Below are 20113 nucleotides of genomic sequence, written 5' to 3'. Positions count from 1 at the left end.
TCCCCCCTTATCAAGGTAATAATAAAATAGGATAGAAAGCATACCGCTTCTATCCTAAAGGACTTGCCACGGATTCGTATCCACTTCAGACAGAATAAGGTTGATTTCCGCCTTCAGCGTGGAAAGCCGTTGCTCCAGAAATTCCGCCAGAGCCGGGACGATAACCTTTTCTGTACCGTGATGCCCGGCATCAATAACGGCGAGGCCTAAACTAGCTGCATGCTGTGCCTCATGGTACTTCAGATCACCGGTGATATAAAGATCGGCTCCCTGTAGAAAAGCCCTCTCTATGAAGGAACCACCAGCACCGCCGCATACGGCAACTTTCTTAATTTCCGTCTCCAGATCCCCGACCACCTTAAGACTGCCCACGTTGAACTTCTCCTTGACAAGAGAAACAAGGGATTTGAGAGGCTGAGGATGGGGCAACAGCCCGATTCGACCCAGACCTATCTCTTTCCCCTGGTTAAACAACGGGTAAACATCATACGCAACTTCTTCATAAGGATGGGATTCGTTCATGGCTTGAAGTACTCTAGGCAGCCTGTTTTGGGGTACAATAGTCTCCAGGCGAAATTCCGCCGTTTTTTCCAGACGTCCGGTCTCTCCAATAAAAGGATTAGTCCCCTCCAGGGGCCTAAAAGTGCCCGTTCCCGCCACCTGAAACGTGCAGTGAGAGTAATTGCCAATCCACCCCGCTCCTTCGTCGCAGATGGCCTGCCGCACTCTATCCTCATAACCTTCCGGGACAAACACCACCAGCTTGTAAAGTTTTTCCCGGAAGGCCGGTTCCAGGACTTTGACCTCCTGCAGCCCTAATATGTCGGCTAACCGGTCGTTGACTCCACCGGGAGCATTATCCAAGTTGGTATGAGCAGCATAAACATTTATGTTTTCTTTCACCAGACGATGAAGTAATCGACCCAGGGGTTGGTTGTATCGCAGGTTGCTAATGGGGCGAAATATAACTGGATGGTGGGAAATAATAAGGTCTATTTGTTTGTCTACCGCCTCCTCTACGACGGCGTCCGTCACGTCTAGAGTAAGTAAAACATTTTTGACCGGCAGGGCAGGATCACCCACCAAGAGCCCTACGTTGTCCCATTCTTCTCGCCAGCGAGGCGGTGCCAGTTCTTCTAAAATGCTGATTATTTGCTGGCACGTGACAGCCATTCCAACACCTCCTCCAGTTCCTTAGCCCGCTCCCTGAACTGTTCTTCTTTTTGCCTAGCCTCCCGCGTTTTACTCCGATAAAGACTTTCCAATATGCCACGGACTTCCGCCAGCCTGTTTTCAGTTAACTCCACCAGCAACGGGTGTTTTTTAGCCATCAGCACCGGTCCCAGTTCCAGCTGGAGGGGGTGCAAAGGTTCCTGGTGCCCCGGTTCGGCCAGGATTATTTCATAAATATGATTGTCTTCTTTAACCAGTTCTTCCTCTGCGATTTTCCACCCGTTTGTAACCAACCACTTTCGCACCACTTCTCCGGCTACCATAGGCTGGAGAATCAGTCGGTTCAACCCCCGTACAATTTCAGGTGAAGCCGATAAAATGTCTACCATGGTCTTTCCGCCCAGCCCGGCAATAACTACTGTATCCACTTCTCCCGGCCGCAGGGGCTTTAGCCCGTACCCCAACCGCATGGAAATCCGACCGACAAGATTATGGGAACGTACCAGCTGTTCTCCCCTTTTCAGGGGTTCCGGTGCCACATCAGTAGCAATGACTCTGGGGCAGATTTGGTTTTTTACCAGGTAAACCGGAAGCAGGGCATGATCGGTACCTATGTCACCCAGGACACTCCCCGGTTTAACCAAAGAAGCAATGGCTGTTAACCGCTTGGATATTTTCATAACCTCTACCGCCGTTCTTACCAGTTAGCTGCCCATCCTGTAATAATTTTTCCACTTATTTAAGGCAAAATCCTTTTTTTATTTTTTATTACCCTCTCCTTCCAGCGGCCAATTGATGACCCAAACTGCAGCGCTTAAAAAGAAATTGGCAAATGCCCCTATAAGGTAAAAACTTTTGAATGCCAGTCCCTGTCCGGATAAAAGCCAGAACAGGAATAAAATCAGGCCAACCTTGAGGTAAGATGAAGCTTTTCGGGGATCTGCCAGAAATAAATCCAGCCAGGAAGACTTAGCTTCAGTTTCGATTTCTGTTTCCAAAACACGTTCCAGAGCTTCACCCGTAGGATATACCTCGCTTCGGGCCGTGGCCGCCCACTCCACCAGCTTGTTTTGGTCTACTAAAGTAATACGGTACCGGTTTCTAATCTTCTTTACCGTTTTGTAAACTTCCGGACTGAAACCGCCGGTGGTAACCAAAATCCCGTTTCGGTATCCTTCTACCGCCATAGCGCCAACAAAATTCCTCAATTCAGTACTGCTTACCATTTCCTCCTCATCCCTGAGGTTAGCACACCATACAGCTACAGGCACTCCCCGGTAATAGCCGGTTAAATCCAATCCTGTACCTTGTGCCGGTTGTATTTTTTCAAACCCGTCCAGGTTGCGCAAAATATCCCCTACCAGGTGACAGAACAGCCCTCGCTCCAATAGCCGCATATTTTCAATGCATTTCTTCCCTGCAATCCACAAACGATAATTCCGCTCGCGAAGCTCTTTTCTCTTTTTTTCCCGGTGACGTACAATCCAGTATGCCGCCACCACCAGCCCGCTCGAAAGAAGCAGGGCCCAGAAACCATCACCCGTTCGGGCTCGCAAAACAAGGAAACTCAAGATCCAGAGCAGAACACCGCCCAGATAAATATCTACCCACCGGGCCAGTTTGGAACGGGGATCTTTCCTCATTTTATCACCCCTAATTAGCTTGCCCACAATCTACCATTTTATTCCACTTCTAGCGCTTCCAATTCTTTAACCTTGTTGGAAAACCAGGCGGCATGTAAGTCCTCGTCAACGAGATTTGCCCACAAGAGATCAAATAAATCCTTGTCGCCGACCCTGACAATCAGATTTTTGTAATCGGCCATAGCTTTTTGTTCCAAATTAATATTTATTTTCAGCATCGTAATTATTCCCGCCCAGCCGCTGATCTTACCCGCTATCCTCCCTGAAACGGGAGCCAATAAATCACCTACCACCGTCGGCTTGCCACCAAGCTCTTTAATAAAATCGGCAATATTGTTTACATGCTGCTGTTCAACGCTCGCAACCCTTTCCAGCACTTTTCGGATATAAATATCGTTAACGTCCTTGCTTTGAGACGTATAAAAGCCCACCTGGTTAAGTTCAAGACTGTAGAACCAGTTTAGCTTGTTAATCAAATCATTTTTATCCAAATCCCCAGCCTCCCAGGTAATTCAATTGTTGTTTTCGGTATTATTTTCTCTGTAACTGTAAAAGCTATTCCCACTTCCCTTTGTTGAAATCGTTGCCGGTTTTAAATGTTTAAAACTCCAGTCCCAAGTCTTTAATCATTTGCAAATCTTCTTCCACTGGCCTGCCGGTGGTGGTCAAATAATTGCCTACCAACATACCGTTAAGCCCGGCCATCAGACCCAGGGCCTGTAAATCCCTCAAGTTAACTTCTCTCCCTCCGGCATAACGAAGATTTTTTGCCGGCAGGATGAAACGGAAAAGGGCAAAAGTGTGCAGGATTTCCGTGGGGGGCAAAGGGGGCTGGTTTTCTAATTTAGTCCCTTTGATGGGGTTCAACACATTAATGGGAACGGCGTCCACATCCAATTCTTTTAAAGTAAACGCAAACTCTATGCGCTGAGCCATGCTTTCTCCCATGCCGATGATACCGCCGCAACAAATTTCCAGACCCGCTGCTTTCGCGTTTTTGATGGTCTGAAGGCGTTCCTGGTAGCTGTGGGTAGTTACAACTTCCGGGAAAAAGCTTTCCGAGGTTTCAAGGTTATGGTTATACCTGGTTACTCCTACCTCTTTAAGTTGAAGGGCCACCTTTTCGGTCAGGGTTCCCAGGCAGGCGCATAATTCCAAGTTGGTTTCTTTACGCAACCTGGCAAAAATACGGAGGATTCTCCGGAAATCGGGGTCCTCCTCGGTAACCCCTAAGCCGCTAATGACAATATCAAAACGGTGGGCCCCCGCTTTTTCCATCTCTTTGGCCCTGGCCACGATAAAGTTTTCGTCCAGCAGGTCATGGGTGGCAATCTGAGTTTGGTGGTGTACTGATTGAGCACAAAAAGCGCAGTCTTCAGGACACTTACCAGTCCTGGTGCTGATGATGGAGCAGAGATCCACCCGGTTTCCCGTAAAGCGCTCCCGTATCAGGTTCGCATAAGCTGCCAGTAGTTGTATCTCCGCCCCCCGTGCTTCGCTCAGACGAAATGCTTCTTCCCGGGTGATTTCCCCTCCATCTAAAATCCTTTGAGCAACCGTGCTGATTAATTTTTCCACAAGCATTCCCCCTTAATTTCACATTGTTAACCAATTAAATTATAGTAGTTAACATTTAGTGCAAAAAAAATTAACTCTCACCTTTTCCTTTTTTTCAATTCGTCTCTTTTGCCAAAATTCCTCCTTCTCTTTACCAATCTTTCCGTATTGCACCACAAGACTCTGCATCTTATTTATGATTTTTCACCGCCCGGACGTTGTCAAGTCCGGAACCGTCCCCAACTTGATAATGGCCAAAAAAGCGGGGGTTTTACCTCCCGCTTTTTTGGCTCCGCTTTTCCCGTAGGCGGCTTACTGCCCTGCCGCTATATGAACATTTTTCTGATGGCTCTCGCTGATGGTATTGTCCTTGTGCCTCCGGCTATTGAGAAAATGAATATCGCTGTGGCCGGGAAAATCATTATCCAAGATCTTCTCTACACTGTGAGGCATGGCGCTGGCCGACGCGGCAATCCGCCTTCCGTTAACCACCACCAGAACCGGGCGGGGCGTCCAGCTCCATTCCCCTCCCCAGACACTCTTCATAATTGCCGTATCTTCCGCCGTGAGGGGTTCCACATCGGCATGGGCCGCTCCGAAGGTACGCCGCATCCGCCAACTTTTTCCCGTATAAAAGTCAATAATGGTTGCCTCCCGGCCAATAGGCCAAAGGTACTGGGCCTCCGTCCACCAATCCAGCAGTTCTCCATGCCGGGGGCTTACCGTAGGCTTTACCGGGATATGATGCACCGGAATGGTAAGTTCCTGCCCCGGATACAAAACGGTGGATTCATCTAGGTTGTTAACTTCCATAAGTTCCTGCATAGGTATGCCGTACTGGATGCTCACATTCCATAGGGTATCTCCCGGCTGCACCGTATGAGTAGTATACGTTACATAAGGCTCCTGTGCCTCCAGTGCGGCATCTGGCTCAGGACCGGAGACAGGAACTATCAGCTCCTGTCCCGGGTAAATTACCGACGTCTCCTGCAATCCGTTAACCGCCAGCAATTCTTCCAGGGAAACATTATACTGCCGGCTGATAAGCCAGGGAGTATCGCCTTCCTGGACGGTATGGACCAGATTAGGGTTTAGCAATAGTAATTTTTGCCCCGGGTAAATCACATCCCCGGAATTCAAACCATTTAAGTTCAGAATTTGTTCCAGCGGAATATTGAAGCGCTGGCTTATAAGCCACGGAGTATCCCCGTCTTGTACCGTATAATTTGCCGGTACTATTAACAATTTTTGCCCAAATAGTATAACATCGGAAGATAAGCTATTTTGCCGGCGTATCTGGTCGACCGAAACACCGTACTTTTGGCTGATCTTCCACAGGGATTCTCCCGGCTGAACTTCATGTACCACCCCTTTCTGAAACTCCGTAACTGGTTCCCCCGCAGCTTCCGCCTTAAGAAGCCAGGGGGAAAAGGCTAAAAATCCCCCTATAACTACTGTCGCCAGTACCTTCTTCCCTTTCATAAACCCTCCCCGCTTTACTAATTTTCGGTACTGACGACATATTTCGACACAATCTGACCCGGACCTCTAAGTAAATTCAACCAAATATTGGTTTTCTTTAGGATATTTCCCTATCATCTTACATCCGGCTTACCCGCTTCCAGTAAGCCGCTGTAACTCTCTCAGTACCGCTTCCTCCAAAGCAGGCAGAGCCTCGGCTACCGGCGGCGACAGTTCCATCCCCCAGGAAAGGTCTGCCGCCTGAACCCCGAAGCAGGTTACCCGAAAGCGGTGGCCCAAAAGCTTAGCAGCCGTCAACAGTTCCCTAACGCCGACCTGGTGAAAAGATACCTGGCGGGACAGGAGGTCGGGTTGGACCTCCTCCCAGCGAAAAATTTGACCAGGTTGACGTCCTAGATCTACCGCGTCCACTAACACCAGGTGACTGTAGCCGTCCAGGTAAGCTAACAAGTCGAGCCCCAAGGTCCCACCGTCCAGGAAATCCACACCCGGCAAGGAACACCGCTGTTCCAGGCGGCGTACCACCACCGGACCCAGCCCGTCATCACGACAGAGGATATTGCCTACTCCCAGTACCAGCACCTTCTTTTTCAGAGCCGACACCTCCCGTTTGGCCCAGCAACATCAGGCGCAATCGGTCTGGAGTTTCACTGATAACCATGTAGAGATGTACCATAATAAACGTTATTAGCAACCAAGTCAGCGCGTAATGCGACGCCCGTACGCCCGCTAAACCCTCTAGGGAAGCCACCAGGCCGGAAAAAGTACCTGGCCAGTAAAGGGCCATACCTGTAAGGCTCTGCGCCAGGACTAAGACAACCACTCCCAGGTAGCTCAACTTCTGCAGCGGGTTGTATTTGCCCGAATGGGGGGGAAGTTCCCCCTTCAAGGTTAAATAGTGCCGGATAACGGCAGGTAAGTTGCGCCAGTCATCTCTTCTGAGGGCAAACTGGTGGGCATCCCGGTAAAATCCGTTGAAAGCGTAGTAGATGCGCACCAAAACTACTACTAAAACTATTATGCCCACCAGTACATGAACTACGCGCAAAGCCGACTGGCTGGTGCCTTGAGGCGGGTGGTGGATGAGAAATCCGGTAAACACCAGGGTGATAATACCTATTAGGTGCAGGTAATGCATTACTCTTTGCGGAAAGGGATAATCCGTCGGTCTGGCCACATTTACCAGCCTCCCATCGGAGAAATTTCCACAAACCGTTCGCCCCGGGGCTCTATAATATGGATGGCGCAGGCCAGGCAGGGATCGAATGAACGAATGACCCTTACCACGTTAGCCGGATTCTCGGGGTCCACCGGCGTGCCAATCAGAGCCTGTTCAATAGGGCCCCGTACACCCTTATCGTCCCGGGGAGAAGCATTCCAGGTTGTAGGTACCACAATCTGGTAATGGCTTATTTTCCGGTTTTTAATTTCCACCCAATGGCCCAAAGCTCCCCGGGGCGCCTCGTTGAGACCTACCCCTCTGCCGCTCTGGGGCGGTTCCCAGTGCGCCGTATCATGGATTTTGGCACTGCCTTCTGCCGCGTAGGCATCGCCTTCCTTCAGCACTTCCATCAATTGATCCAGCCAGAGGAACATGGCGTCAGCTACTAATACGGTCTCCAAGGCCCTGGCCGCATGCCTGGCCACAGCCCCGGGCTTGATACCGTATTCCTGCACCAAGTCCAGCAGCGGCTGGTGTTGCTTCACCAGCATCCTGGCCAGGGGGCCGACCTCCATGGGTTTGCCCTCATAGCGCGGGGCCTTTACGAAAGAGTAGGCTCCCTCTTTATCCAAATCCGGCTCGGTACTCCCCTCCCACGGGTGTTTGGCTTCCCCGTATTCTTTGTACCAGGAGTGAGTAACCGCTTCGGTAATTTTCTGCGGGTCTAACTCTTCCACCCGCGAAAGATTCCCGTCCTTGATCACGCCTGCGGGCAACAGTTTTTCCTTCCCGTCGTCGTCCTGGGGAAATCCTCCGTAGGCGAGGTAGTTGCCGGGACCCGCTCCTATGCCGGCCTGGGCCAGGGGCAACAGGGGACCGGTACCGAAGAAAACCACATCGGGAACATATACGTTTTTAATAAAATCAACTACCTCCACCAGCAGGTCGCGAAACTGGTGCAATTGCTCTATATTAGGATACCCGGTGACGCCCCCCACCACGATACTGGACTGGTGGGGTTGTTTGCCGCTTAGAATGGCCGACATTTTTTTTGCTTTGGCCTGAATCTCCAGGGCCTTCAAGTAATGGGCCACGGCAGTGGTAACGATTTCCGGGTCTTTTACGGAAAAATCGTCCGGCTGGTAGCGCGGTGTCAGGGGATAAGTATCTCCTGCTTCCACCAGGGACATGATCTTTTCCTTTACCGCTAATAGTCCCGGGTCATTACCCTGGTATTGGGCTACCGCCATCACGTCCAGGTAATCGAGAGCAGATAAGTGATAAAAATGCAGAGGGTGGTCATGCAGCCAAAGGGCTCCCACCAGAAGATTCCGGATTAAACGCCCTGCCGTAGGAACCTTTGCCCCGTGAGCCTGTTCGACTGCCATCGCCGACGTCCAACCATGGGAGCCCATGCAGACGCCGCATATCCTTTCAGCAACATAGGTAGCATCGCGCGGATCCTTGCCGACCAGGATCTGTTCGAAACCCCGGAACATAGTACCCTTGCTCCAGGCATCCACTACCTTTCCGTTTTCCACTTCTACTTCAATGCGCAGGTGACCCTCTATTCTGGTAACAGGGTCTACTACTATTCGTGTACTCATCCTTTACTCCTCCCCTCCACCTGACTTGTTCTTCACTGCCTTGGCTACCGCGTGACTAGCCACGCCTACTGCCGTTAGTCCAGCGATTCCTTTAGCCAGAGAAGCGGGACTCAGCCCGGCTATCCCGGGGTTGGGGAAATTTTCCTGCTTGGCGTACAAGGGGGTGAACTGGTCATAAAACTCGGGTTGCGTACACCCCGCACAGGGGGAACCGGCACGAATACAGTAATTGACCCCATCGTTCCACCAGATGCGCGGGCAATCGGTATAGGTGTACGGGCCCTTACAACCTTTATAGTACAGGCACCAGTCCACCGTTTCGGGATCGTTCCAGTCCCGCAAAAATTCTCCCCGCTCGTAATGGCCCCTCCTAGGACAACTGTCATGCTGCAGATAGCGCTTGTAATAAGGTACTGGCCGGTTGTACTCGTCCAGGGGTGGCGCTTCACCGAAACTCAAGTAATAAAGCACGGTGCCGAGCAGCCGGGTAGGTTTAACGGGACAACTGGGTAAATTGATAACCGTCTGGCCTTCCAGGACGTCCGCGGCTCCGACAGCCCCGGTCTTACCTGCCCTAGGGATCCCGCCGTAAGAGGCGCAGGAACCAGCGGCCACTACTACTTCCGCCTTCCGGGCCGCCTCCCGGAACTGGTCCAAAAGGGGACGTCCTTCAACCATGCAGAACCGGGGATCCGCCGTAGGGATAGACCCTTCCAGCACCAACAGGTAACCTCCCTGCTCTATTGCTTCCTTCCAAGCGCTTATAGCCCCCTCGCCCGAAGCGGCCATAATGGTGGGGTGAAAGCGAACGGAAAGCATATCCAGTATGATTTCCGCCGGTCCCGGTTCAAAAGAAGATAACAGGGATTCGCTGCAGCCGGTACAACCCTGCCCCTGCATCCAGACCAGCGGTTTTTTACCAATATTTTCGGCCGCAGCCTCCGCCATTTTAGGTCCTAACTGCACTTCCAGGCCGAAAGCCGCTGCCGTCATGGCACACAGTTTGATAAAGGTCCTTCGGGATATGCCCCGTGCTTCCAGGCGCTGGAAACCCTCCTCCACTAGCTCTTCTCGCTTCTTAAACGATGACATATAATCCCTCCTCCGTTAGTTGAGTTTCTAAGACCCTTAGCCGGTCTCCTGACTCTCCCCGCCCGGTATGAGGATCATAGGCAGCGTTACAGCGAACACAAACCAGGTAACTTGAGGGTGGCTGTCGCTGCAGCCTGGCCCCATCGCGGGGACAGTAGGCCGCATAAATTCTAGGAGCTTCCGCCGGGGGACAGAGCAGCAGCCAAAGGCCCTGAGCCACCTTAAGTTGGGGACGGGTAACCTTTTGCGAAGTCACAAAAATTCTCCTTTGTCTTCCCCCGGGCCATACCTCGAGCACAGCCCCTAAGAAATCCCGACTGGTTTCCTGGAGAGAACGGAACAGGGAACGAAAAAACTCCTTGCGGTTCATTCTCTCCACGGGTGTTTGGCTTTTCACAGTTATCACCCCTGAAAATTGGTTTTCCCCCTGAGGGACTCCCGAGGCACAAATTTACTTGAACACGAACGCGAGGTCAAGCGTTCTTCCTGTACTACCGCTTCGTTTTTATTGGCTAAGGGCCTTGCGCCATCATTTGAGTGAATTTTTTATAAAATTTAATAAAATTTAAATAATTATAAAAATTAAGTAATATTCAGAATTAACTACACAATTTAAACTTTTCTTTATTATATCATTAATCAACAGTTTATAGAATAAAAAAAATCTTTGAAGAAATCAAGGGTTTTTATTATTTTTTGTCGAACTCCCTGAAAGTACCAAAATTTAAAGCCTCCCGTGATGGAGGCTTTGTACTGGAAGAATTATTTCAAAAGATGGGCAATAGCTTTTTCTGCCGCTTCCGTTCCCGAGCGGATACAGTCAGGAACGCCGACACCCCAATAAGACCCGCCGGCCAGGTACAACCCGGGTATCTCCTGCAGCCGTTTCTCAATTATTTCCAACCTTTCTAAATGCCCCAGGGTATACTGCGGCATGCCCTGGAACCAGCGATAAATGCGGGCCATTATGGGTTCCGCCCGGATACCCAGGATGTCCTCCAACTCCGCCCGGACCATCTTCAACATTTCCGCATCGTCCAGCGCCACCAGGTCCTGATTGGCGGCACCACCCACAAAGATGCGCATGAGAATCACACTATCATCGGGCACCCGGTATTTCCATTTCCGGGAGCTGTACGTTACGGCCATTATTTTCCGTCCCTCGATCCTAGGGATGACAAACCCGAACCCTTCCAGCGGGCGGTTGATATCGCAGGTACGAAAAGCCAAAGAAACGGTAGCCGAAGAAACGTGGGGAATCTCCTGTAATTTTTCTCTCAGTACAGGATCGACCAGGTGCAGAATTTCCGCCGCATGGTTGGCCATGGTGGCCACGATCAAGGCATCGGCTTTTAGTGGCTCCATCCCTTCCCCTTCCACCAAAAAACCTTTACCCGCCCTTTTAACTGCTGTAACCCGCCTTCCCAGAAGGACTTTCGCAGAGTCCAAGCACGCGGCTACGGTACCGGGTAATTCCCCCATTCCCCGGCGGAAGCTCATAAAGTACGTATATCGCGGGCCATCCTTGGCATCAGGCTTACGGGGAGGAGCCTTCTTACGGGCGGCCAGCATGGCCCGTATAAGGCTGCCGTAGTTCCTTTCCATTTCCAGAAAGCGGGGAAAACTAGCTTTGAGACTCATAGTATGGGCGTCTCCGGCATGGATGCCCCCGATAAGGGGCTCCGCAATCTTTTCCAGGGCTTCCCGCCCCAACCGCCGGGTCACAAAATCGGCCAGGCTCTCATCCCCGTCACCTTTTTTCTTCGGTAAAAAGAGGTCAAAGGCCATACGTATCTTGCCCGGCCAGGAGATCAATGAGCTCATAGCAAAAGGTATTATCTTAGTCGGCACCATCAACATCAGGCCTTCCGGAAGCTTGTGCAACCTGCCTCCGGACAGGACATAGGTCCCCTGGTTTTCCTCGTTAGTCCCCAAAAGGTCGTCCCGGATACCTACTTTGGACGCCAGCTGAGCCGCCCAGGGTTTCTGGGACAAAAAACAATCGGGGCCTCCTTCGATGACAAAACCGTCCACCTGTTCCGTTAAAACCTTGCCTCCCAGCCGTTCTTCCCTTTCAATCAGCAGGTAATCTATTTCTGCCTGCCCCTGTTTTTGTTTTTCCGCCAGGGTATAAGCTGCCGCCAGGCCGGCTATGCCGCCCCCGATAATTACCACTTTCTTCATTATTTCCACTCCTGATCCAACTTCTGTTCGATGATCTGAACCAAAGCTTCTATAAAAGCAGGGGAATCGTTTAAGGTACTGCACCGGACAAAATTGAGACCCAAACTTCGCGCATACTCCTTAAGGGCGATGTCCATGTCATAAAGCGTTTCCACATGGTCAGAAACAAAGCTCAATGGCACCAGCAACACGTTTTTCTTCCCCTGATCTCTCAATTGTTCCAAAACCTTTTCTACCTCCGGTTCCAACCAGCGGCCCTTCCCGGCTCCCTTGCTCTGGAAAGCCAACTGCCACTGCACTTCTCCCAGCGTTTCCGCCAAAGCAGAGGCGGTTTTCTCAACCTGTTCCAGATAAGGGTCTCCCCCTTCGATATGCTCCAAAGGTACGCTGTGGGCGCTGAAAACCAACGGTACCTCAGCCCGTACGTCTTCCGGAAACTGGCGCAACCCTTCCCCTACTTTTTCGGCCAGGGCCTGGATGTACAGCGGGTGATCGTACCAGTCACCCGCCCGTGTTACCTGCAAACTGCCGCCGTAGCGGTCTAGGGCCGCTTCCAGCTGGCGCAGATAGGCTCCCGTGCTCACTCGAGAATAGTGAGGCGACAGGCTCAAAGCCAGTACCCGGTTTATTCCGTCCTCTACCATCTGGGCCAGAGCTTCTTCGATAAAGGGATGCCAGTAACACATGCCCGTGTAGACCCGGCAACTCTTGCCTCTCTGCTTTAACTTTTCTTCCAGCTTGAAGGCCTGAGTTTGGGTAATTTCCAGCAAAGGCGACTTGCCGCCTATGAGGTTGTATCGTTCCTTAATTTTAGCCAGAACGGGTTCAGGGAGGGGACGGTTCCCCAGTAATTTACGGAGAAAAGGCTCCACCGCTTCGGGTGAATCGGGCGCCCCGAAGGCCATGAGCAGAATCCCGGTTAAATTTCCTCCGGTTACCAATTAGCAGACCTCCTTTGATTATCAGGAACGCTTGCTGTACTTGTGAACAGCTTCTACCAGAGCAATGGCGTGCTCTACAGGAGTCTCCTTGTGAATACCGTGTCCCAGATTGAAAATATGACCCGGGCGTCCTCCCGCCCTTTCCAAAATACGCCGCACTTTCTTTTCAATTACCTCCGGTGGTGCCAGCAGTGCCGCCGGGTCCAGGTTGCCCTGAATGGCTACGTCGTAACCAATACGCCGCCAGGCTTCATCCAGGTTTATCCTCCAGTCTACGCCTATTACGTCACCACCGGCCATCTTTACTAACTCCAAAAGGGTAGAAGCATTATTGGCAAAGTGGATAACAGGAACGCCTTCTTTTTTCAAATTCTCCATCACGTATCGCGAATGAGGTAAGACAAACTCTTCATAATCCTCGGGAGATAAAGTACCCACCCAGGAATCGAAAACCTGAACGGCCTGGGCTCCGGCTCTGATTTGGGCCCTTAAATACCTTACCACCACCTCTGCAATTTTCTCCATCAGGGCATGCCACACTCTGGGAGCCTTCCACATCATCTCCTTACAGTGGAGATAAGATTTGGATCCTCCCCCTTCGATAATATAGCTCGCTAAAGTAAAGGGTGCTCCAGAAAAGCCGATAAGAGGCACCTTTCCCGCGAGTTCTCGACGCACCAGCCTGACCGCTTCCAAAACGTACGGTACATCTTCTTCCGGTTCGATGAGACGCAGTTTTTCCACATCCGCCTCAGACCGCACCGGGTTGTGAATAGCCGGCCCTTCATTTTGGGCAAATTCCAATTCTATACCCATTCCCTCGAGGGGTAATAAAATATCAGCAAAAAGAATAGCTGCATCTACTCCTAGTTTATCCACCGGCTGCAAGGTTACTTCTGCCGCCAGTTCCGGCGTCTTGCACATAGTTAAAAACGAATATTTACTTCTAATCTCCATGTATTCCTTCATATAACGTCCGGCCTGTCGCATCAGCCAGACAGGTGTGCAGTCTACTTCTTCCCGACGGCATGCTTTCAAAAAGCGGTCATTCATTTAACTGATCCTCCTTTAATTGATAGATAAATCCCGCACTCTATCATCAAGGCGATTTTGTGAACAAAAGAGCAAGCAAGTTAGCTTTCGACATCTCTTATTTAATTTCCTTTTTTAAACCTCAATATTATTTCAACTTTTTTCCTTAATCACTGTAAAACTGGCTATACTATGAGGAGTTATACTTCCCCACTGGTCACCTAACCCCAAGAATCGCGCCGGATTGAGGGTGGCGTAAGAAACCACCTGTTCCAAAGGCTTTTCAAGGTAACGGGAAACATTTAACAGCATTTCCAGCAGGGACTTGACGCTGCCCACCAGGTTGCCGTTACTGTCAGTCACCTGAGTTCCGGTTTTGGTGACCTCTCGCCCCCATAAAAGATATCTGCCGTCAGGACTGTCGGTTAAAGGTAAACCATCACTAATTAGAATAACCTTTTCTTCCTTTTTCAACCGGCAGGCCAGGCGAATAACGGCCGGATGTAAATGCAATCTATCGGCTATCAGGTCGGCATAAACTTCGGCCTCCAGAGCCGCGCCTGCCAGGCCGGGGTGACGGTGGTGAAAAAGACCCATGGCGTTGAAAAGGTGGGTAACCCCTTCTACCCCCGCCTCTATGCTCTTCCAAAATTCTTCGTACGAGGCCCGGGAGTGTCCCACCGACACCTGAACGCCCCGGCGGCGCAGGTACTCGATAAGGGATAGGGCGCCCGGCAGTTCGGGTGCCAGGGTGACCAGCTTAATATTTCCTTCCGCGGCGTCCTGAAGCTCCTCAAAAACCTGTTTATCCGGCGGCAGAAGGTATTCCGCCCGGTGAATCCCTCTTCTTTCAGGATTTAAGAAGGGCCCTTCCAAATGTATACCCAAAAGAGCCGCCCCGTCCTCCGGCTTTTGCCTCTTTATACGGCGGGCTATCACCGCGAGTACCCGCTTTAACTCCGGCAGAGGAGCCGGAACCGTCGTGGCCAGGAAGGCCCTCGTTCCCTTGCGGGCCAGTTCTTTTTGCATAACCATCAAGTCGTCTTCTTCTGCCGACATGATATCTACTCCCGCCATGCCATGGACATGGATGTCAATCAGTCCCGGCAACACCAGGCAGTTATCGAGGTCAAGCAACACAACATCCTTTACCTTTTCAGGTATTTTATCCGTTACCCGGTGTACTACTCCATTTTGCACATAAATACTCCCGTGTTCTATAACCTCGTGCGGTGTTAAAATTCGGTCGGCCACAATCAGGGTGTTTTGATGGAAAGGCGGTAAATCTATCACTTCATACTCTCTCACCACGTTATCCCCCGCCCCCGAGATGTAGGTACAAATAAAAGCCCTCAGTAAAACCGAGAGCTTTAGGTCCTTTCAGCCTCTGTTTGACGCCGTTGGGCTATTTCCCGCAGTCGGCAGAAAGAACACACTTCCGCCGTGGTGACCTGGCCGCAAATCTCACATTCGCGCAGTTCTATGCTTTCCCTGTGAGCTTGAAAATACTTTCTTCCGTTCTTTAAGAAAGTTGTTAGGAACCGCTGTTTAGTTCCGGGGTTAGCTTCCTCCAACCGGTTTAAGGTTTCTTTGTAAAGTATAGAATTGGCCCCTTTGGAGTAAGGACATTCTTCATGCACAAAACCGATCCGGTTCAACAAAACGTAAGCCAGATTTTCTCTTTCGGTCAGGGTGAAGAGAGGTTTTACTTTTTTAACCAGCTTGGGATGCGTGCTGGGTAAAACGGGAGCCTGACGGGCCAGGTACCCCACCTGCCAGCTCAAAGTATTGCCCAGTAAGGTCGCCGCTTCATCATCTAAATTATGTCCGGTAGCCACTACCCTAAAATCTTCTTCCAAAGCCACTTTATTAAAAAGGTATCTTTTGACCACGCCGCAGACCGAACAGGAGCTCCGCCGGGCCTGACGTGCCAGCCACGGTACGGTAAAACCGTATTCCTTCTCCAGGTCAACTACTATCAGGTCTGCCTGGTGGTTTTCCGCAAACTGTTCTACCACCCGCCGGGAGTTTTTCGAGTATTCACCGATACCGAGATCTATATACATAGCGGTGACCCGATAGTTCTCCCGCAGAAGAAAATCCCAGAGAGCCATGCTGTCTTTGCCGCCGGAAACCACCAGCAACAGCCGCTCCTGGGGCCTAAACATTTTTTCCCGCCGAATGTTACGGTGCACCTGCCGGGAATAATACTCCAGGAAACACTCAGCACAAAAAGCGGCATGATGTCTTTTCAGGTGAATCTGAGCCTTTTCTCCGCAACGACGACAGCGCACCTGGGCGCCTCCTTTCTTAACCTCCGGATACGGCCGAGAAGATTTCGATTACATCTTCATCTTTGACCAGTTGGTCGGGAGTAAGCATTTGCCCATCCCGGATTACCAGGTGGGATTCCAGACTGAAATTAAGCTCCTTTGCCAGTTGCTTAACCGTCCTGTCACCTTTTACTTCTATCTCCTTTTTGTCCGGGGCACGAAAGATAACCCGCATAGCAGTCCCTTTCCTCCTTTAGCAATGATGGAAATGAACCAGAATTGTCTAAAACTCTTCTTCAACGCTTATTATATACTAACAGAGCAGCCTATAAGCGTCAAGTTGCTCAAGCGGAAGCTACAATTTATTTTGACATTCATTTCCATCTTTATCCGGCGACCATACGATCTTTGTAGGCGAAGTAGTAGCTGCCCACTATGATGAGAATAAAAAACCGCTTGTCTTCTACGGAGGCAAGATGAAGGTGCTAGGATAACACAAAAGCCGCAATACCTGCGGCTTTTTTAGTTTTATTTAACTCAACTTAAACCAAAAATTTCGTGTCTGCCCTTTTTGATTTTTGGTTTATATCACGGCACTGGGGGGTAATAATAATATCGACTAGTCTCACAAGGAGTCAGAGTTATGCAAAAGAAGCTTTCTACTTTCGCCATCGCGGCAACATATGTGGGAACGGTAGTCGGGGCCGGTTTTGCCTCCGGTCAGGAGGTACTGCAATTTTTCGGCTTTTACGGCAAATGGGGTTTGATAGGAATTATCATTAGTACTGTGCTTTTTATCTTCTTCGGCATCTCCATCATGGAGTTGGGACATGAACTAAAAGCCAAGTCTCACTTGCCGGTCATCAGAGCGGCAGGTGGGAGGTGGACCGGCACAGCAATAGATGCAGTAATCACCTTTTTCCTCTTCGGCGCTCTCGTGACTATGGCTGCAGGGGCCGGTGCGATTTTTGTAGAACAGTTCAAGTTACCGGCCTTATGGGGAAGCCTTTTGATGGTCATCCTTACGCTGGTAACGGTACTGCTGGGTATATCCAGAGTCATTGAGTCCATAAGTTTTATAGCACCTATTTTACTAACCTCCGTCCTGGTGTTGAGCCTGGCGACTGTTTTTTCAAATCCCCAGGCATTCATAGTCAACTTAAACTGGTCAAACACCGCAAAGGCTGCCGTCCCTTACTGGCCTTTGGCCGCCATTCTTTATGCATCATACAACCTGGTATTGGCCGTCGCGGTGCTGGCACCTCTGGGAGCCTTGAGCGAACCCGGCAAATTGCGTCTAGGGGCTGTATGGGGCGGCCTCGGCCTGGGAATAGGTGTGTTGGCTATAGTTGCCGCCATACTGACTACGGCACCACAGGTCACCGGGCTGGAGGTACCCATGATAGCCATTGCCGGTAGGATTTCTCCTTTGGCCCGCACCGCGTACAGCGTAGTGCTCTTTGCCGAAGTATACACGACAGCAGTAGCCAGCCTTTACGGCTTTGCCTCCAGGCTAACTGATCCTGATAGCAATAATTATAAGTGGCTGGTTACTGGTGCCAGCGGGGTGGCCTTTGCTTCCGCCCAATTCGGCTTTTCCAATATAGTGGGGACTCTTTTCCCCGCCGTCGGGATTGCAGGGCTATTGCTACTGGGGAGTTTAACTTATGGCTACTTCAAAACCCTTCGTCTTGGCATTCTTGAACCCGTTCCGGCGGCAAAACCCGCGCTGGAACTACCTGACGATAATAAGCAAAAAAAGAGATCGCCCACTAAAGGTGTGAAGGAATAAGCTTCAAACTTCTCTTTTGGGTTACACTTCAGGGGGTTGCTAGACAATACTTGTATAAGTTGGCTACAAGCATAATTACTTCTGCTTTGTTAGGCCGTTTGTTGTTATCTGTAAAATATGGCTTTAACTCGTCAGTAAGGATACCTAGCTCAGATAAGATTTCTCTTGCTTCATGAACAGTTTCTACTTGTTTGCCAAGACCAAAAGCCACACTCTTTAAAATCTCTTCGTTGGCAGGCCTTGCGGAAACTTCAATGTACCTCCCAGGTGGACTTCCTGCTTTTTTCAAAGATTCATTAAGGATTGTTTGAAAGAACCATTTATCTATTTTTTCATTCAAACCGTAGTCGTTATTGTAACCACCCTTGACCAGCCCAAGTCTCCGCAGTGTTTTAACACCCTCGTAGGCCCAGTGATCAGTTAAAGGGTCTTTTATGTTAAACGGCTCCAAATATGCGCCTCGGGCGACAAGTTCCTCCTGCACCGATTTAATGGCCTCTTCAGATTTGGTCATCTCTCTGAAAGAGATATTATGCTTTATGGAGTATGCCGCAGCCACACCAGCCGCTTCCCCCTCACACATGCCCACAGGTATTACCCGGGCACTCCCTGCTGCTAAGGAAGTATAAGATGCACTACGACCTACAACCAGTAAGTTTTCAATTTTTAAAGGCACCAGTGATCTAAATGGTATACTGTACCTGTCCGGATTTCCCAAAACAAAGCCATAATCGTCCTTCGATGAAGGCTGTATATCGACCGGGTAACTGCCGATGGCAATCCTATCCCAGTGATCCCTGTTTTCGAGAACATCATCTATGGTCAACTGGTATTCTCCAATAATATGTCTGCTTTCCCTGACATAGAGCTGTTCTGCCGTCCCTACCAATTCCGCGTTTTCAAAACCCGCAAAGTTCTCTCTAATGTATGGCATAAGATATTCCAACTCTCTTCGGGCTCTGGCGATTGCTTTTTGCCTGCTTTCTGGGTCAAAAACGTCTACACCGAAGATGATGAGGGCGTTAATTAATACGTTGCCGTTGTCCTGGCGGGCAATATTAAATCCCCTTAAACGTATACCGGGATCTTTCGGCTCGTAACTGTATCCTTCTTTTTTATATCCCCACGCGGCTCTTTTACCTGCTCCGGAATACTTATCGCCATCAGTTCTAAGATAGTTGACTATTCGGGGCCAATTTACATTAGTTAATTCAAAAACCAGCGTTACTCCCATTGTTTTCTCTTTTTCTCCAATGTCTTCCCTTCCTATTGTGTAAGGCACGCCCGCCGGGGCAGCAAGGTCGGCATCTGCCGTAGCATCTATAAATCGTTTGCCGTAATATTCTTTGATCTCTCCACCCTCTCTGACCCTAACCCCTATTAAATTGTTACCATCTTTAATGGGCTCTACAAGAGACGTGTTGAGCTTTAAGGTGATGGTATCCTGCTCTTCCACCATATCAGTAAAAACTTTCTTCGCCTTTTCGACATCAAAAACAGTCCCGCCCACGGCATCATAAAACTCTTTAAATATTCCCCTGGTCAAAAGAGTACCATCTTTGCCGTAATTCATATCTAGAAAACTCAGCTTCCCCAGGGTTATCAGGCCGCCCAAAGCCCGGTCGTCCTCGATAAGAAGTACACTGAGCCCGCTTCGAGCTCCAGAAACGGCGGCAGCAACACCCTCCGGTTCTCCACCTACCACTATCAGATCGTAATAATTGATTTGGGTAAGATGGGGAGCCGTTTCAGCCTTATCACTAGAATTTTTGTTTTCCATGTGGGCGGGACCAGGGTTAATCTCATTTTGTACTGTACATCCGGTAGTAAAAAATAAAAAAAATAATAATGGAATTATTAGGGTAGCGTAAAATCTATTAGTCAAATCTTTCACCACCATTATTCTGCATTAGTCTTCACTAAATCCAATTCTATCACCATCGGTCTTTATCCACAAGGCCATCGCCACTTAAATTACCAGCACTAGGCTCCAGACCAACCCAATCGCGCCAAGCTGCCCGAAGCAGCAATGACGACGGTGCCTGCGGCAATGAAAAGATTATACGTTGCTCTGCTCCGCATCCAGGAATAAAGAGCCCCACCCACCAGAACCAAGCTGCCGGGAATGGTCAACAGTGGCGAGAAGATTCGCACTTCCTTGGCCATGGCCTGACC

Annotated in this window: 20 protein-coding genes and 1 pseudogene; 2 read left to right on the top strand and 19 right to left on the bottom strand. The window is 50.1% G+C overall.

Annotation, left to right across the window (positions count from 1 at the left end):
* Nucleotides 1-54 precede the first annotated feature (54 nt).
* The 17 genes from KKC1_RS00430 to KKC1_RS00350 all read right to left on the bottom strand — a co-directional run bounded on the left by KKC1_RS00430 (nt 55) and on the right by KKC1_RS00350 (nt 16381).
* Nucleotides 55-1173 (bottom strand): Nif3-like dinuclear metal center hexameric protein, encoded by a 1119-nt coding sequence (locus tag KKC1_RS00430; RefSeq protein WP_088552545.1) that lies wholly within the window; start codon nt 1171-1173, stop codon nt 55-57.
* The gene (locus KKC1_RS00425; RefSeq protein WP_088552544.1) at nt 1149-1853 is read right to left on the bottom strand and encodes a tRNA (adenine(22)-N(1))-methyltransferase; all 705 of its coding nucleotides are present in this window, start codon (nt 1851-1853) and stop codon (nt 1149-1151) included. Before KKC1_RS00425 ends, KKC1_RS00430 begins: the two co-directional genes overlap by 25 nt.
* A gap of 78 nt (nt 1854-1931) precedes the next feature.
* Nucleotides 1932-2816, bottom strand: coding sequence for a restriction endonuclease (locus tag KKC1_RS00420; RefSeq protein ID WP_088552543.1), 885 nt, complete (start codon nt 2814-2816; stop codon nt 1932-1934).
* A gap of 38 nt (nt 2817-2854) precedes the next feature.
* Nucleotides 2855-3307: a ferritin-like domain-containing protein gene (locus KKC1_RS00415; RefSeq protein ID WP_088552542.1), complete on the bottom strand. Its 453-nt coding sequence runs from the start codon at nt 3305-3307 to the stop codon at nt 2855-2857.
* 109 nt (nt 3308-3416) lie between these two features.
* The gene (gene bioB, locus KKC1_RS00410; protein ID WP_238134145.1) at nt 3417-4394 is read right to left on the bottom strand and encodes a biotin synthase BioB; all 978 of its coding nucleotides are present in this window, start codon (nt 4392-4394) and stop codon (nt 3417-3419) included.
* A 291-nt stretch (nt 4395-4685) separates the two neighbouring features.
* The gene (locus KKC1_RS00405; protein ID WP_088552540.1) at nt 4686-5855 is read right to left on the bottom strand and encodes a LysM peptidoglycan-binding domain-containing protein; all 1170 of its coding nucleotides are present in this window, start codon (nt 5853-5855) and stop codon (nt 4686-4688) included.
* A gap of 129 nt (nt 5856-5984) precedes the next feature.
* Nucleotides 5985-6458, bottom strand: a complete 474-nt coding sequence (locus KKC1_RS00400) for a HyaD/HybD family hydrogenase maturation endopeptidase (protein WP_088552539.1) — start codon at nt 6456-6458, stop codon at nt 5985-5987.
* Nucleotides 6400-7032, bottom strand: coding sequence for a cytochrome b/b6 domain-containing protein (locus KKC1_RS00395; RefSeq protein WP_088552538.1), 633 nt, complete (start codon nt 7030-7032; stop codon nt 6400-6402). Before KKC1_RS00395 ends, KKC1_RS00400 begins: the two co-directional genes overlap by 59 nt.
* 2 nt (nt 7033-7034) lie before the next feature.
* Nucleotides 7035-8624, bottom strand: a complete 1590-nt coding sequence (locus KKC1_RS00390) for a nickel-dependent hydrogenase large subunit (protein WP_088552537.1) — start codon at nt 8622-8624, stop codon at nt 7035-7037.
* Nucleotides 8625-8627: 3 nt separating this feature from the next.
* Nucleotides 8628-9716, bottom strand: a complete 1089-nt coding sequence (locus tag KKC1_RS00385) for a hydrogenase small subunit (protein ID WP_088552536.1) — start codon at nt 9714-9716, stop codon at nt 8628-8630.
* The gene (locus KKC1_RS00380) at nt 9703-10113 is read right to left on the bottom strand and encodes a hypothetical protein (RefSeq protein WP_088552535.1); all 411 of its coding nucleotides are present in this window, start codon (nt 10111-10113) and stop codon (nt 9703-9705) included. The genes KKC1_RS00385 and KKC1_RS00380 overlap by 14 nt, the downstream gene beginning before the upstream one ends.
* 365 nt (nt 10114-10478) lie before the next feature.
* Nucleotides 10479-11900 (bottom strand): protoporphyrinogen oxidase, encoded by a 1422-nt coding sequence (gene hemG, locus KKC1_RS00375; RefSeq protein ID WP_088552534.1) that lies wholly within the window; start codon nt 11898-11900, stop codon nt 10479-10481.
* Nucleotides 11900-12841 carry a ferrochelatase gene (gene hemH, locus KKC1_RS00370; protein ID WP_088552533.1) on the bottom strand — a complete coding sequence of 314 codons (942 nt, stop codon included), beginning with the start codon at nt 12839-12841 and terminating at the stop codon, nt 11900-11902. The genes hemG and hemH overlap by 1 nt, the downstream gene beginning before the upstream one ends.
* A gap of 21 nt (nt 12842-12862) precedes the next feature.
* Nucleotides 12863-13894 (bottom strand): uroporphyrinogen decarboxylase, encoded by a 1032-nt coding sequence (hemE, locus tag KKC1_RS00365; protein WP_088552532.1) that lies wholly within the window; start codon nt 13892-13894, stop codon nt 12863-12865.
* Between the two features lie 132 nt (nt 13895-14026).
* Entirely contained in the window at nt 14027-15181 is a 1155-nt protein-coding gene (gene nagA, locus KKC1_RS00360; protein ID WP_192868001.1) for an N-acetylglucosamine-6-phosphate deacetylase, read from the bottom strand.
* Between the two features lie 62 nt (nt 15182-15243).
* Nucleotides 15244-16167 carry a PP-loop family protein gene (locus KKC1_RS00355; RefSeq protein ID WP_088552530.1) on the bottom strand — a complete coding sequence of 308 codons (924 nt, stop codon included), beginning with the start codon at nt 16165-16167 and terminating at the stop codon, nt 15244-15246.
* 16 nt (nt 16168-16183) lie between these two features.
* Nucleotides 16184-16381: a MoaD/ThiS family protein gene (locus KKC1_RS00350; RefSeq protein WP_088552529.1), complete on the bottom strand. Its 198-nt coding sequence runs from the start codon at nt 16379-16381 to the stop codon at nt 16184-16186.
* Nucleotides 16382-16550: 169 nt separating this feature from the next.
* Here KKC1_RS00350 and KKC1_RS17255 point away from each other — a divergent pair, with 169 nt between their 5' ends.
* Together KKC1_RS17255 and KKC1_RS00345 are read left to right on the top strand one after the other, a co-directional pair.
* On the top strand, nt 16551-16640 hold the full coding sequence (locus KKC1_RS17255; protein ID WP_143288646.1) for a flavin reductase family protein: 90 nt from the start codon (nt 16551-16553) through the stop codon (nt 16638-16640).
* A gap of 149 nt (nt 16641-16789) precedes the next feature.
* A complete protein-coding gene (locus KKC1_RS00345; RefSeq protein WP_192868000.1) occupies nt 16790-17938 on the top strand; it encodes a YkvI family membrane protein in 1149 nt (382 codons plus the stop codon).
* A 28-nt stretch (nt 17939-17966) separates the two neighbouring features.
* Here the strand turns inward: KKC1_RS00345 and KKC1_RS00340 are convergent, their stop codons facing one another.
* Entirely contained in the window at nt 17967-19823 is a 1857-nt protein-coding gene (locus KKC1_RS00340) for an FAD-dependent oxidoreductase (RefSeq protein ID WP_192867999.1), read from the bottom strand.
* Nucleotides 19824-19921: 98 nt separating this feature from the next.
* Nucleotides 19922-20113: pseudogene (locus KKC1_RS16175) on the bottom strand (hypothetical protein); the annotation flags it as partial.

The sequence above is a fragment of the Calderihabitans maritimus genome (assembly GCF_002207765.1).
GTDB classification, from domain to species: Bacteria; Bacillota; KKC1; order Calderihabitantales; family Calderihabitantaceae; genus Calderihabitans; species Calderihabitans maritimus.
The sequence above is the reverse complement of the archived record's forward strand: the minus strand, read 5'-3'. Positions and strand labels throughout refer to the sequence as shown.